General features: G+C 32.1%; 10 protein-coding genes. 8 read left to right on the plus strand and 2 right to left on the minus strand.

The annotated features are described in order from the left end of the window. Positions 1-19 precede the first annotated feature (19 nt). The 8 genes from EC396_RS08215 (at position 20) to EC396_RS08250 (ending at position 11,819) form a co-directional block, all read left to right on the plus strand. The gene (locus EC396_RS08215) at positions 20-856 is read left to right on the plus strand and encodes an ABC transporter ATP-binding protein (RefSeq protein WP_205757930.1); all 837 of its coding nucleotides are present in this window, start codon (positions 20-22) and stop codon (positions 854-856) included. 96 nt (positions 857-952) lie between these two features. Next, positions 953-1,711, plus strand: a complete 759-nt coding sequence (locus EC396_RS08220) for an ABC transporter ATP-binding protein (RefSeq protein WP_370276450.1) — start codon at positions 953-955, stop codon at positions 1,709-1,711. A 32-nt stretch (positions 1,712-1,743) separates the two neighbouring features. Next, on the plus strand, positions 1,744-3,009 hold the full coding sequence (locus tag EC396_RS08225) for an alginate export family protein (protein WP_129366229.1): 1,266 nt from the start codon (positions 1,744-1,746) through the stop codon (positions 3,007-3,009). A 373-nt stretch (positions 3,010-3,382) separates the two neighbouring features. Further along, complete coding sequence (locus EC396_RS08230) at positions 3,383-4,057, plus strand: response regulator transcription factor (protein WP_129366230.1); 675 nt, start codon at positions 3,383-3,385, stop codon at positions 4,055-4,057. 118 nt (positions 4,058-4,175) lie between these two features. Then, the gene (locus tag EC396_RS08235; protein ID WP_129366231.1) at positions 4,176-7,694 is read left to right on the plus strand and encodes a nitrate reductase; all 3,519 of its coding nucleotides are present in this window, start codon (positions 4,176-4,178) and stop codon (positions 7,692-7,694) included. A gap of 7 nt (positions 7,695-7,701) precedes the next feature. After that, positions 7,702-9,126: a rubredoxin domain-containing protein gene (locus tag EC396_RS08240; protein WP_129366232.1), complete on the plus strand. Its 1,425-nt coding sequence runs from the start codon at positions 7,702-7,704 to the stop codon at positions 9,124-9,126. Positions 9,127-9,346: 220 nt separating this feature from the next. Beyond that, complete coding sequence (locus tag EC396_RS08245) at positions 9,347-10,810, plus strand: circularly permuted type 2 ATP-grasp protein (protein ID WP_129366233.1); 1,464 nt, start codon at positions 9,347-9,349, stop codon at positions 10,808-10,810. Between the two features lie 7 nt (positions 10,811-10,817). After that, positions 10,818-11,819, plus strand: a complete 1,002-nt coding sequence (locus EC396_RS08250) for an alpha-E domain-containing protein (protein WP_129366234.1) — start codon at positions 10,818-10,820, stop codon at positions 11,817-11,819. A 12-nt stretch (positions 11,820-11,831) separates the two neighbouring features. On the opposite strand, the gene EC396_RS08255 is transcribed toward EC396_RS08250, so the two are convergent. Next, positions 11,832-12,779, minus strand: coding sequence for a transglutaminase family protein (locus tag EC396_RS08255; protein WP_129366235.1), 948 nt, complete (start codon positions 12,777-12,779; stop codon positions 11,832-11,834). A gap of 10 nt (positions 12,780-12,789) precedes the next feature. Next, positions 12,790-15,336 carry a circularly permuted type 2 ATP-grasp protein gene (locus EC396_RS08260; protein ID WP_129366236.1) on the minus strand — a complete coding sequence of 849 codons (2,547 nt, stop codon included), beginning with the start codon at positions 15,334-15,336 and terminating at the stop codon, positions 12,790-12,792. Between the last annotated feature and the right edge of the window lie 8 nt (positions 15,337-15,344).

A 15,344-nucleotide genomic window follows, 5' to 3' on the forward strand; every position in this document is an offset into this window, starting at 1 on the left:
GAACTTAAAACTAAAAATTATGGCCTATTTAGAATTAAATAACATTTATAAAACCTACGGAAAAGGCACAAATGCTACCGAAGTACTTTCAAATATCAACCTTCATATTGAAGAAGGAGAATTTGTAGCCATTGTAGGATTTTCAGGAAGCGGCAAAACAACTTTGGTAAACCTTATAAACGGCTTATTAAAACCTACAAGCGGTGAAGTTTTATTTAAAGGACAACCAGTTATTGACACTAGCCATGAAAGAGGTGTTATTTTTCAAAATTATTCGCTTTTACCTTGGTTAACAGTCTACCAAAACATCAGCGTTGCAGTAAAAGAAACTTTCCCAAAAGAATCGAAACAATTTAGAGACACACGTGTAAAAAAATACATTGAAATGGTAAATCTAACTCCCGCAATACATAAAAGACCCGGAGAATTATCGGGTGGTATGCGCCAAAGAGTCTCTATTGCACGTGCCTTAGCTATGGATCCAGAAATGATTATTATGGACGAACCTTTAGGCGCTTTAGATGCATTAACAAGAGGAAATTTACAAGATGAAATTTTATCTATTTGGGACGAAAATAAACGCACAGCACTTTTAATTACAAATGATGTTGATGAAGGAATTTACATGGCAGACCGAATTATTCCGTTACGCCCAGGACCAAATGCAACATTAGGTCCAGAATTTAAAATAAACATTGACAGACCAAGAGACAAAACTTTGCTAAATGACGATCCTGAATTTAAAAAAACAAGAAACGATATTATTGAGTATCTAATGGAAATTGGGCAAGAACGCACAACAACCTCAGCAACCGAATATATTTTACCAGAATTAGAGCCTAGACACTTTGATTAAAAGTTTAACTAAAAAAACAAAAAAATGAGAACAAAAGTTAAAACTAAAAGATCAGATATTGTTATTGAAAACGGTATTGAATACACTTCAAAAGTAATGCTCGATTTGCAAAACTTAAAAAAAGTGTACCCAACACCAAAAGGCGATTATGTGGTACTTGAAGATTTAAATCTTCAAATAATGAAGGAAGAATTTGTAACCATTATTGGTCATTCAGGATGTGGAAAAACCACAATGCTTTCTATGATTGCAGGTTTAAACCCAATTTCAGACGGAAGAATCTCAGTTTTAGGAAACCCTATAAAAGGACCTGGACCAGACAGAGGTGTTATTTTTCAATCACCAAGTTTAATGCCTTGGCTTACCACTTTAGAAAATGTAATGTTGGGTGTACGACAAGTTTTTCCGCAGGCTAAAAAGAAAGAACGAATTGATATTTGCAAATACTATTTAAGCAAAGTTGGCTTAGAAGGTTCGTTTGACAAAAAAGCTTCAGAACTTTCTCAAGGCATGCAACAACGCGTAGGAATTGCCAGAGCCTTTGCCATAAAACCAAAAGTACTTTTATTAGATGAACCCTTTGGAATGCTAGATTCTTTAACTCGTGGTGAGCTACAAGATGTACTTATTGAAATTTGGAATAAAGAAAAAATTACAGCAGTTATGATTACACACGACGTAGATGAAGCTATTTTTTTAGCAGACAGAGTTGTGATGATGACCAGCGGACCAAGTGCTAAAATTGGTGATATTTTAAATATTGAATTTGAAAGACCAAGAACACGAAAAGCAATTATTGAACACAACGATTATTATAAATACAGAAAACACTTAATCGATTTTCTTGAACATTAAACAATAACAATTAACTATTAAATCAACAAAAAATGAAATTAAAACTAACACTTTTAACATTACTGGCTTTTATATCAATAACCAGTAACGCTCAGTTTTCTATAGATGGGCAATTGAGACCACGAACTGAATACCGCCATGGTTTTGGAAACCTTATTACCAAAGATGCCGAACCTGGTTTTGGTTTTTCAACCAGAGCCCGTGTAAATTTTGACTATAAAGCCGAAACTTATGAAGTTTACATAAGTATGCAAGATGTACTTGTTTGGGGAGAAAATCGTCAAATAGACCCAAAAGACGCAAACAATTCATTTGCTATTTTTGAAGCTTGGGCAAACATAAAATTAGGCGAAAAAACAAAAACAAAAATTGGTAGACAAGTACTTTCATACGACGACCAACGAATAATGGGCGGATTAGATTGGGCACAACAAGGCAGAAACCATGATGCTATTTTATTTAAATACGCTAAAGAAAAATCAGCACTTGATGTTGGATTTGCCTACAACCAAGATTATGATAATATTTCAGGATTTGTATCGACTGGAAACGCTTACAATACAACAGGATTTTTCTCTTATAAAACAATGCAATATGCTCACTTCCAAAAAGATTGGAGTTCATTTTCAGGAAGTTTGTTGTTCTTAAACAATGGTTTTCAAAACTTCACAACACTTAACGAACAAGATGGCATTAGCAATTTACAAACATTTGGAGCTCACTTAAACTATAAAGTAAAAGGCTTAGGATTAGCAGCTAACTTGTTTATGCAAACAGGAGAAAGACAAGGTGAAGTTAAAGTAAAAAACGCTTCATTATTAAGCTTAGAGGCAAAATATAAATTTAACGTTCCTTTTACTTTGGGTGCAGGAGTTGAAGTAATTAGCGGTAACAATGCATCAGCAGGTGAAACCAGCGCATTTTTCCCACTATACGGAACCAACCATAAATTTAATGGATATATGGATTATTTCTACGTAGGAAATCATGCAAACTCAGTTGGTTTGGTAGACATACACATTACTGCAAACTATCAATTTAATGAAAAATCAGGTTTATCTGCACAAGTTTTAAATTTCTCTAGTCAAAAAGCACTGCCTAGTGGCGAAAAATCGTTAGGAACTGAAGTTGATCTTGTTTACACTCAAAAACTAAAAGGATTTACTTTACAAGCAGGATACTCTCAAATGTTTGCTACAGATGGTATGTATGAATTAAAAAATACTGCAGAAAGTGTAGCTGCTACAACACAAAACTGGGCTTGGGTAATGCTAGTTTTTAAACCAAAATTTTTATAAAACACCTTAGTTTGAATGATTTTCATTTGTAACAAATTTAAAAATCATTCAAACTAACCATAAATTCTCATTCAATTTTTTAAAAACAATCCGTTACTGCAATAAGTTTATAACAAAGCAATCTGTTAATTGAGATTCTAAATTGTTCTTTCCAATTAATTAAAAAGATTGTTACTGTTTTTATTTTTCACATCGCTTCAAAAGCTTCATTGTAGTAACGGTTATTTTAAAAATTCTATCACCCAAATCCTCAAAATCAAACTTTTTTAAAAACCGAATTTGATTTTTTTTAGCTTTCAAAAAACACTTTTCTACGTATATTTTAAAATTACGTAATTTTACCGTACTTTCGTATTTACTAAAAAACCAAACCTTGAAAAATCAAATTAGCATAGTTTTAGTTGACGACCATACAATTGTCAGAGATGGTATTAAATATTTATTAGAAGAAGACGAATCACTAAAAGTTATTGGTGAAGGATCTAACGGTCTTGAAGCCATTGAGCTGGTAAAAAAACTACAACCAGACCTGCTAATTATTGATGTTAGAATGCCCGAAATGAATGGTATTGAAGCTGTTAAAAGAATCAATTCAACACCAAACACTACAAAATCCATTGTACTTTCTATGCATGATTCTGAAGAATATATTTTAGAATCTATCAACGCAAATGCTATGGGTTACTTATTAAAAGACGCAAGCAAGGCCGAAGTTTTAAAAGCAATACACACTGTTTACAATGGCGGAAAGTATTTTAGTGGCGATATTAGCACCATTATTGTAAATAATTTACAAAAAAAAGCAAGTGATCACACGCCTAGCAATACAATTACTTCTGAAGAAAGTGAAAACGACTACAATCTTACCAAAAAAGAAATTGAAATTTTACAATTGGTTTTATTAGGAAAAACAAACAAAGAAATTTCAGAAGAATTAAACAAAAGCAAAAGAACTATTGAAACTCATCGTTTTAACTTAATGAAAAAAATGGATGTGAAAAATTTAATAGAACTTTCAAGCAAAGCAAAAGAGCAAGGCTTCATTTAAAAACGAACCATTTTTACCTTACTTTATTTTAATTTTAAAAAATTACGTATTTTATTACGTATTTATACGTAAATTACTATATTTGCCTTACACTTATGAATCTTAAAAAAGTAAAGGCATGTTAAAATCAAAATCGCACAAAACCATTTGCTCTTATTGCGGAGTTGGTTGTGGAATTTTAGTGAATCAAGATTCAAACGGAAAAATTACTGTAAAAGGAGATCCAGATTATCCTGTAAACAAAGGAATGCTTTGTACAAAAGGTATGAATTTGAATTATGTGGCTCAAGAAACTTCAGACAGAATTTTATATCCTGAAATGCGTTGGAGCAAAAATCACCCAATGCAACGTGTTACTTGGGACGATGCTTTAGACAGAGCAGCTGCCGTTTTTAAAAGTATTATTGAAAAACACGGACCAGACAGTGTAGGTTTTTATGTTTCAGGACAATGCTTAACTGAAGAATACTACTTAATAAATAAATTAACCAAAGGTTTTTTAGGTACCAATAATATAGACACCAACTCGCGACTTTGTATGAGTTCAGCAGTTGTTGGGTATAAAAAATCGTTGGGAGATGACAATGTTCCAATTTCATATGAAGATATTGAATTGGCAGATACCTTTTTAATTGCAGGAGCAAATCCAGCTTGGTGCCACCCTATTCTTTTTAGAAGATTAGAACAACACAAACAAGCCAATCCCAATATAAAAATTGTAGTTGTTGACCCACGCAAAACACAAACAGCCTCTATAGCCGATTTACATTTGCAAATTACACCGGGTACCGATGTGGTTTTGTACAATGCCATAGCACGCAGGTTATTTGAACAAAAAAAAATCAATAATTACTTTATAAAACACCACACTACTGGTATTGAAGACTACAAAAATCTAGTACTTCAAACTTCATTTAAAGAAGCTGCAAACATTTGTGGCGTTTCAGTTAGTGACATAAAAAAAGCTGCAGGCTACATTGCAAAAGCAACAGGATTTATCAACATGTGGACAATGGGCTTAAATCAAAGTGTTATTGGCGTTGATAAAAATATAGCACTTATCAACCTTTCATTAATGACAGGTCATGTGGGTAAACCGGGCTCTGGACCATTTTCTTTAACAGGTCAACCAAACGCCATGGGTGGTCGTGAGGTTGGCGGTATGGCTAATTTATTGGCTGCTCATAAAAATTTATTAAGCGAACAAGATCGAATTGAAGTTGCCAATTTTTGGGGAAGTAATCCAATTTCTCCAAAACCAGGATTAACCGCTACAGAAATGTTTGACGCTTTGGATAGCGGAAAATTAAAAGCAATTTGGATTGTTTGTACCAACCCAGTTGTAAGTTTACCCGATGCTAAAAAAGTAGAACGAGCGCTTGAAAAAGCCAACTTTGTAGTGGTACAAGAAATTTCACACAATTCGGAAACAACACAATATGCTGATTTAATTTTACCTGCAGCAGGCTGGATTGAAAAAGAAGGAACAATGACCAATTCTGAACGTAGAATTAGTTATTTACCAAAAGTAATTGACGCTCCTGGTGAAGCACTTCCGGATGCTGAAATTATTTGGAAATTTGCTCAAAAAATGAATTTTCAAGGATTTGACTACGAAAATGTTGGTCAGGTTTACGACGAACATTGCGCCTTAACAAAAGGTACCAACATAGACATCTCGGGCTTATCGCACAAACGATTGATTGAAGAAGGCAGCTTTCAATGGCCTGTACCACACTCGGCTCACCCAGGAACTCCTCGACTTTTTGAAGATCGTCAGTTTGAAACTGCAGATAAAAAAGCGCATTTTAACACTCCAAAACACATTTTAAATAAGTCGGAAAAAATTTCTGCTGAATTTCCGTTGATATTAACAACAGGTCGCATTAGAGACCAATGGCACACCAGAACCAAAACAGGAAAAGTGAATCGTTTAACCACACATATTCCTTCACCTTATTTAGAAATGAACACCATTGATGCCATGGAACGCAATATCAAAAACAACGATATTGTTAAGATTTATAACAATCGTGGTTGTGTTAACGTAAAAGTTAAATTGAATTTCGACATAAAAGAAGGTGTTGTATTTTTACCAATGCATTGGGGTAAAATTCGCGGAAACGATTTTGGTAGAGCCAACAATTTAACCAACAATTTGGTTGACCCAACTTCAAAAGAACCAGATTTTAAATTTTCAGCTGTTCAAGTTGTAAAACATAAAAAAGAAAAAGAGAAAATTTGTATTATTGGCGCAGGCGCAGCAGCATACAGATTTGTTCAAACATACAGAAGCTTCAATGAAACAGATGAAATTTCCATTTTTTCAAAAGAGGAAAATCCGTTTTACAACAGGGTTTTACTACCTGAATACGTAAGCGAAGACCTCACTTGGGAGCAACTTCAAAAATTAAAAAAAGGAGAAGTTGAAAAATTAAAGTTAGATCTACACACCAATGTTTCTGTTACTAAAATCAATTCCCAAGAAAAGTTTATTGTAGATAGCAACAACCAAAAACACAATTACGACATATTAATTATGGCAACTGGTAGCCGTGCATTTGTACCAAATGATGTGCCTTTACATTTACCAGGCCGATTTACAATGCGCACAAAAGCTGATGCCGACAATTTAAGAAACTACTTAAAAAGCACCAATCTACCTGAAAACGAACAACATGTAGCAATTGTAGGTGGCGGATTATTGGGATTAGAATTGGCAGCTTCATTAAAAAAGAAAGATGTTAATGTTACTATTATTCAGCGAGCACCAAGATTAATGGAACGACAATTAGATAGAGTTGCTAGTACTTTGCTGGGTGAAAACGTACAAGAAAGAGGCATTCAAATTTATTTTGACAACGAAGTAAGTACTGTTTTTGAAGATGAGTTTACACCAAACAAACTTTCTATTTCATTAAAAACAGGTAAAATTATAAATGCAAATGCCATTGTTTATGCCATAGGAACATTGCCAAATATAGAATTGGCAAAAGGTTGTAATATTGAACACCGAAGAGGTGTAATTGTAAACCAATACTTACAAACAAGCGATCCAAAAATATTTGCTTTGGGTGAAATTGCTGAATTTGAAAACTCACTTTTCGGAATTACTTCTGCCGCAGAACAACAAGCAGACATTGCTGCTAAATTTATTTTAGGCGATTTAAATAGCATTTACAAAGGTTCGGTTTTAATGAATATTTTAAAATTTGAAGACCTTGACTTATGCAGTATTGGCATGGTTGTTACACCAAAAAACGACCCATCATATGAAGAAATTATTTTGAAAGATATCAACCAACATTTTTACAAAAAGTGTATTGTAAAAAACGATTTATTGGTTGGTGCTATTTTAATGGGCGATAAAAATGAATTTGCAGAGTTTAAGCGTTTTATTGAAGATAAAATTGAACTTTCAGAAAAAAGAACAGAATTATTGAGAGGTAAAACAGAATCAAAACCTGTAATTGGAAAACTGATTTGCTCTTGTAGTCAAGTAGGCGAAGGAAACTTAACAGCAGCAATCAATGCTGGCTGCAAGGATTTTAACGAACTATGCTCCAAAACAGGTGCTGGATTGGGCTGCGGAAGCTGCAAACCAGAAATAAACGATATTTTACTAAAGGCTAAATAATAAAGTTATGAGAAGTAAATTACAACGTATTTTTACAAAAGGAGGCGTTTTATCTCCAGGCGAATTAAAACAAATCATTAAAATGGCCGAAAGTTTGGGATTTTCAACCATAAAATTTGGCTCTAGACAAGATATTTTATTTCCTTACAACCCAGCAAATAAAGAAATTATAGAGCAATACCCAAATTTAAACATTGACAGTAGCGCAAAACGAAATTTCCAAAACATTGTTTGCTCCTATGTTTCTGCTGATATTTTTCCTTCAACACCTTGGTTAAAAGGCTCAACCTACTTGTATATTTTAGAAGAATTTAAATACAATCCTACCCTAAAAATTAACATTACCGACCCAAAACAACAATTAGTTCCTCTATTTAGCGGACAAATAAATTTTATTGCTTCGGAAAATGAAGATTACTGGCACTTAAATTTAAAATTACCAAATTGGGAAAGTGAAGTAGAATACCCTGTTTTAATATACAGCTGGGATATTCCTAAAATTGCAGCAGCTATTGAAGAATTTTACGAAGAAACAACCGATATTAATTTACTATTCAATTTAATAAATGAAAAAATTGAAACCAACAATAGAACTATTGAACACAAATTAGAAGTTCCATTTCACCCATTCCCATATTATGAAGGAATGAATAAAATGAGTGATAACGATTACTGGCTAGGTTTATATTGGAGAAACAACGAATATGATTTATCATTTTTAAAAGATTTTTGTGAATTTTGTTTAGATAGCAATGTTGGTAAAATTTGCATCACTCCGTGGAAATCTTTTATCATAAAAGGATTACACAGAAATCACAAATTGAGTTTAGAAAAATTATTAGGAAAACGCGGTATCAACGTAAGACATTCTTCATTAGAATTAAACTGGCATTTACCTGTTGATGATACAGAGGCTTTGGAACTCAAAAAATTTATTGTCCGTAATTTTGATCAAAATGATATTAGCACCTATGGTTTAAACTTTGGCGTTAGTGATAGCGCGTTGAAAGACACTTATTTCACTTCAACAGTTATTGAAAAAAACCAATCTCCAACCATTATCAAAGATTTTAAAATAAGACCTACTTACAATGTACTTTATTGTAAAAACTTCAACCCAAACACACGCGAATATTTAATGTACGCACAAGATGTTGATAAAATGGAACTACCAGGTTTATTAATGGAATTAAGCAAATTGTATTTTGAAAATTTAGGCAAAGAAGACGAAATAAAATCTAATAATGAATTAGAACACAAACCTGAAAAAGAAGTATATCAATGTACTGAATGCCTCACTGTTTACGATACCGACTTTGGCGACAAAAAAGCAAATATTGCACCAGGAACTACTTTTAACGAACTTCCTTTAGATTATAGCTGTTCAGTTTGCGAATCTTCAAAAAATACCTATAAATTAGTTACAATTTAAGCTTTAAAAACCCTTTTTTTAAAAGCACCCTATTAAAAAAAAGGTGCTTTTTTTACCTTAAAACCAAACCCCATACTATTTAAATTACACAAATTACATTATTTGCAATGTTTTTAAATATTTAATGTATTATATTTATTAGTACATTTATTTTATAAAATTATAATCATTATTTAGCCTGTTTTTATAAATTATTTATACATTTATAAAAATTTGAAATTTGAAAAACACAATTGAACTTCCGCTATTCTCTGCATATAAATTTGATTCAAATTTTTATGACGAACTCTTTAATAAAAACAAAGAGATTAGAGATATTTACAAAACATTATTTAAATTATTTAGCCAATATTCGGTTACAGAATTTAATGCATTAAATGAAAGAGCAAAAGAATCCTTTTTCAACCTTGGAATTACGTTTCAGGTGTATGGAGAAAACTCTGTTCAAGAAAAAATATTTCCTTTTGATTTGTTTCCTAGAATTATTGAACAAAAAGAATGGGACACTATTGAAAAAGGTGTTTTACAAAGAAGCAAAGCGCTAAACCTTTTTTTATGGGATGTTTATCATGACCAAAAAATTATAAAACAAGGCATAGTCCCTATAGAACTGATAAGTTCTTCTGAAAATTTTATAACCAAAATGAAGGGTTTAGATCCGCCTGAAGGTGTTTACAACCACATTTCAGGAACCGATTTAATCAAACACGCAGACGGAAATTATTACGTACTTGAAGACAACATTAGATGCCCATCGGGCGTAAGTTATGTAATTGGAAACAGAACTGCCGTAAAACATGCATTATTTGGTGTATTTAACAAATACAATACGCATAGAGTGGTTGATTACGGAGCCAATTTATTAGAAATTATGGAATCTGTAAAACCAAAAGGCGTTGACAATCCTGTTTGTGTAATTATTACACCAGGCGTTTACAATTCGGCTTATTACGAGCATTCTTTTTTAGCAAAACAAATGGGAATTGATTTGGTTGAAGGAAGAGATTTATTTGTTGAAAATGATTTTGTTTATAAACGCACAATTTACGGCCCTCAAAAGGTCGATGTTATCTACCGAAGAATTGATGATTTATTTATTGATCCTTTGGCATTTAAACCCGAATCTGTTTTAGGTGTTCCTGGACTTTTTTCAGCATATCAAAAAGGAAATGTTTGCTTGGTAAATGCTCCTGGAACTGGTGTTGCAGACGACAAAGCAATTTACACCTACATGCCCGAAATTATTAAATACTATTTGGATGAAGATCAAATTTTAAGCAATGTTCATACTTACCACTGCAGTAGAGAAAAAGAGATGAGTTATGTGCTTGAAAACATAGATAAATTAGTAGTAAAACCTGTTGATGAATCTGGTGGTTATGGAATCTCCATAGGTAATAAATTAACAAAAGAAGAAATTCAAAAAGTTAAAGATACAATAAAGGCAAATCCACGAAAATATATTGCCCAGCCAATTATGTCACTATCAACACATCCAACATACATTGAAGAAACTGAATCGTTTGAACCAAGACATGTGGATTTAAGAACATTTACTTTGCTAGGAAAAGACAAAGAATATGTTTTAAAAGGCGGACTCTCAAGAGTTGCGTTAAGAAGAGGAAATTTAGTAGTAAACTCATCTCAAGGTGGTGGTTCAAAAGATACCTGGGTATTAAAATAGTAAATATATGTTAGCAAGAGTAGCAAATAACTTATTTTGGATGGGACGTTATATAGAACGTTCGGAGCATTTGGCAAGATATTTAAATGTAAATTATTTTTCATCATTAGATGCACCAAACGAACTGTCACAATCCAGAGATTTTGTGTTAAGATCAATTATGTACATGGTTAATGATGAAATAATTGAATCCGATATCAAATTAAAAGAAGAAGAAGTATTATTTAATGTTGGTTTAAATACTGAAAAACCATACTCTATTATAACCTCTTTTAACTCGGCTTATGAAAATGCAAGAAGCTCTAGAGATTTAATTTCAACCGAACTTTTTGAATCTATAAACAGAATCAATCATAGCATAAAAAACTACAACCCAGATACTTTTGTAAAAAATGGATTGTACGACTTTACATCTATGATTACAAAATCTACTGCTGAAATTAGAAGTAAAATTAAGGGAACTATTTTACATGATGAAGCCTATGCGATTATAATGCTTGGAATTTATTTAGAAAGAGCCTTGCAAGTTACCCGTATCATCAATTCAAAATGCAGTGATGCCGCTGTTGAAAAAAGTAAATATAAAGATACTGTTATAGATGACAGCCACCAATGGTCTACCTTATTAAAATGTGTTTTTTCATATGATATGATGCGTAGATTCTACAAAAAAACACCTACCAAAAAAACAACATTAGAATTTTTAATTTTAAATTCAGACTGTCCTAGATCTATCAAAAGTAGTCTTTTTCTAATTAAAAAATACATTCAAAAACTTGCGGTAAATCAAAAGGGGTCCACTAATTCTGCATCCTTTTTAATAGGAAAACTACACTGCGAATTTGAATATAAATTAATAGAAGATATTGAAAAAGATACTGAAGGTTTTATAAGAGACCTTATCAATAAATTAATAATTATTGGTTTAAAATTAGACGATAACTATTTTAAAATACCCGAAGCTCCTGTTTCAAAAACAAACAACATATCATCAACACAAAAGCAATAAAAAAAGTCAATCTTATTGCTGAGATTGACTTTGAGCTTGTATTTGTGTTTGATTTTGATTTTGAAACTGCACTAAACTTGGTCTAATATCAACAGAGACTTCCAACACATTTTTACCTGAACTATAGGTAACTCCCTTTAAAGGCGGCACATCAAGATAGTCACGCCCATACGCTACTACGATGTGCTGATTTTTAGGAATTTGGTTATTGGTTGGATCAAAATCTACCCAACCAAAAGTAGGTATATAAACACCAAACCAAGCGTGTGAAGCATCTGTACCCACTAATTTTTCTTTACCTTCTGGAGGCAATGTTTCAATATAACCACTTACATATCTGGCAGGTAACCCAACCGATCGAACACATGCTATAGCTATTTGTGCAAAATCTTGGCAAACACCTTTTTTTTCTTTCATTACCACATCTAAAGGCGTTGCAATAGTGGTAAAACCCGACACAAAATCAAAGTCGTTAAAAATACGCTCCATCAAATCAAAAGAAGCTTCATATAAAGATCGTTTTGGTTTAAAAGATATTTTAGCATACGCTTTAATTTCTTTTGAAATACTAGAAATAAGAGGCGATTTTAAAGTAAACTGCTTAGCATCAATTAACTCTTCAGTGCAACCAATTAATAATTCTTTAGCCTCTTTTACAGTTATTTTTTTAGCCTTTTCAACATCAAAATCTAATAATTGTACAGCAAAATCTCTTAACACTTTACTTTTTGCTGTTACTTCTAATTCCTTATGAAATTCTTGAATAGAAAATCGCGTAATTGTATTGCCAAAAAAATCCAATCTTTCAGAAATATCATTCGGCGTTGGGCTGATAAACAAATTATATTCCAAAACTGTTTGCCCTGGAATATTTTTAGGCTTTAACGTGGCAAGATTGTGACAAAAAGAAGCACCATCTTCATATTTGTATTTTGTAGTATGAATTATGTCAAAAACCATTTTTTTAATTTTATAAAGTTGTGTTTACCAATTGCGTTTGTTGGTAAGTATGATTAAAATATGTATTTGAAATTGACAAATTTGTTGAATGTAATAAATCGCTCAATTCTTCTAATAATTCATCCAATTGCAATCTCATATTTGACTCTTCATCAACTTTTATTAGATCTTCAACTGTTAAACTTTTAATTTTATCAAGCGCTTTTGAAATGTTTTTTTGGCACTCTGTAAACTCTTGATTGTTGTTATTTGGCAATCGATTGATATCTTTCTTCAATCTTTTTATTTGAAAAGTAAGCGATTTTGCATAATCCTTATCTAGCAAAACCAAATTGAGGACTTTTTCTATACTTAAATAAGATTTATAACTATACCTGTAAATATTTAAACTTTCATGGCTATTTAATAACGATTCTAAAATCTCATATTCCAGATCTTCCTTATGTTGCACTATTATTAACGACCTAAATTTAGCTATGGTTGTAAATGCCTGCTCCATTTGCAACCCAATAAAATACAACAACAAACCCTGTTTTACCAAAATACTTTCTTCGGTAAGCGACATAAAAGCAATGAGTCTTGTTATAATTCTATCAAAAAATTTAACTAGCACAGGAATCGTAATATTTTTTTCTGACTTCAAATTTTGCCATAAACTTTGAATGCTGTCAAAAACACGCCACATATCTCGTGACCATAAATTTCTAAGATTGTAATATGAATAATTGAAACTTGAAATGGTTTGCGCAAAACTTCCATCTCTTTTCTCATCTAAAATTATAGATTCAATTTCTTTTAAGGGGTTTTGCATGGCTTGTTCTTCATTTTTTCCCGTAAAACCAGGAAAAGTTGAAGTTATATTGGTAACCGATTGAAAAAGAATTCTTAAACTTTCAGAATCTGATTTTCTATGGTTAAACTGAACATTTGCCATTTGATTTAAAACCATTCTTAAATAACGAGCTGTTACAATGGTTCTACCCAAATACCTACCAGACCAAAATAAATTTTCAGCAGCATCACTAGGAACATCATCAATTCCTACAAACGGATTGGCTTTTGTTTTTTGCCAAGAATAATGCTGAATATTGTATTGTTTTTTATCACTTACCACCCAAAAATCTTTACTTGTTCCTCCTTTTTGATTGGAAACTAACAATTCTTCTCTTTCAGCAGCAACACGTACCAAACCTCCAGGCATTACACTATACCCATTATCTTTGGCTACAGAAAAAGTACGACAAACTATTTTACGAGGCTCTAAATGCCCTTCAACAAAATTTGGAGCTGTAGAAAAATTAATATTTTCCTGAGCTACAAATTGGTATGGGGCTTTTAAAATTTCAATTTTAAGATTTTTTAATTGTGTTTTTGTTAAAAATTCACAAAAATAGATATGTTCTCTATGCGTGCGATCAATTCTTTTTACCACATATTTTGAAAGATTTTCCAACACATGTTTTCTTTCTTTCTCTTGCCCACACCACCACGAAGCAATTTGTGGCAATATTAAATCTTCATTTAAAAAATACTTACAAATACCATTCATAAATGGTATCAAGCCTGGGTTTTCAAGAATTCCACTACCTACTGGGTTTACAATTGCAACATTTTGAAGTCTTACCACCTCCATTAAACCTGCAACTCCCAAATAAGAATCTTCACGCAATTCTAAAGGATCTACAAAAACATCATCAACCCTTCTTAAAACAACATCAACCTGCTTCAATCCTTTCAACGATTTCATCCATAATTTACCACTCCTAACAACCAAGTCATTACCTTTTACCAAGGGATATCCTAAAAAAGACGACAAATAAGAATGCTCAAAATAAGTTTCGTTGTGAGGTCCTGGTGTTAAAATTACAACTGTAGGATTTTCTCTATTTGAAGGCGCTGCTTTTAACAATAACTCGTTAAAATCTTTAAAAAAAGCAGATGGCTGCTCAACACTAATATCTCCAAATATTTCTGGCATTACTTTATTTATAGACAATCTATTTTCTAAAGCATACCCCATACCAGATGGTGCTTGGGTTCTATCATTTACCACCCACATGCGGCCGTCTGGACCTCTTGCCAAATCAGCCGAATGAATTAATAATTGTTTTGCCGTTTTATATTGAATTTGATCACAAGCCCTTAAAAAACCTCTATGTGAAAATATAACTTCAAAAGGAACAATCCCTTTTTTGATTAATTCACGTTTCCCATAAATATCTTTCAATAAAAGATTCAATACTTCAGATCGTTGTGCTATTCCTTTTTCAATGGTTTTCCATTCATTTTTTTGAATTATAAACGGAACAACATTTAATTTCCAAGGACGATTTAAGCCTTTAGGATCATTATAAACATTGTAAGTAACGCCATTTTCAGCCAACAACCAATCAACCTCTAACTGTCTATCTATTAATTTATTAGCACCTAAATCTGAAAGATTATCTAGTAATTTATCCCAATTTTTATCGATTCCTAAATCAGAAGTAAAAACCTCATCGTAGCCTTTGAAATCTTTAAAATAATCTTTAAATAAACTGTTTGTACTAATTGACATTATGGTTA

It is taken from the genome of Lutibacter sp. HS1-25 (assembly GCF_004121075.1).
In the GTDB taxonomy this organism is placed as follows: domain Bacteria; phylum Bacteroidota; class Bacteroidia; order Flavobacteriales; family Flavobacteriaceae; genus Lutibacter.

What these genes read in the sequence shown, in the direction of transcription:
- EC396_RS08250 (WP_129366234.1), top strand. Translation starts at nt 10,818, where the DNA reads ATGTTAGCAAGAGTAGCAAATAACTTATTTTGGATGGGACGTTATATA.
- EC396_RS08260 (WP_129366236.1), bottom strand. Translation starts at nt 15,336, where the DNA reads ATGTCAATTAGTACAAACAGTTTATTTAAAGATTATTTTAAAGATTTC.
- EC396_RS08235 (WP_129366231.1), top strand. Translation starts at nt 4,176, where the DNA reads ATGTTAAAATCAAAATCGCACAAAACCATTTGCTCTTATTGCGGAGTT.
- EC396_RS08220 (WP_370276450.1), top strand. Translation starts at nt 953, where the DNA reads ATGCTCGATTTGCAAAACTTAAAAAAAGTGTACCCAACACCAAAAGGC.
- EC396_RS08240 (WP_129366232.1), top strand. Translation starts at nt 7,702, where the DNA reads ATGAGAAGTAAATTACAACGTATTTTTACAAAAGGAGGCGTTTTATCT.
- EC396_RS08255 (WP_129366235.1), bottom strand. Translation starts at nt 12,779, where the DNA reads ATGGTTTTTGACATAATTCATACTACAAAATACAAATATGAAGATGGT.
- EC396_RS08225 (WP_129366229.1), top strand. Translation starts at nt 1,744, where the DNA reads ATGAAATTAAAACTAACACTTTTAACATTACTGGCTTTTATATCAATA.
- EC396_RS08215 (WP_205757930.1), top strand. Translation starts at nt 20, where the DNA reads ATGGCCTATTTAGAATTAAATAACATTTATAAAACCTACGGAAAAGGC.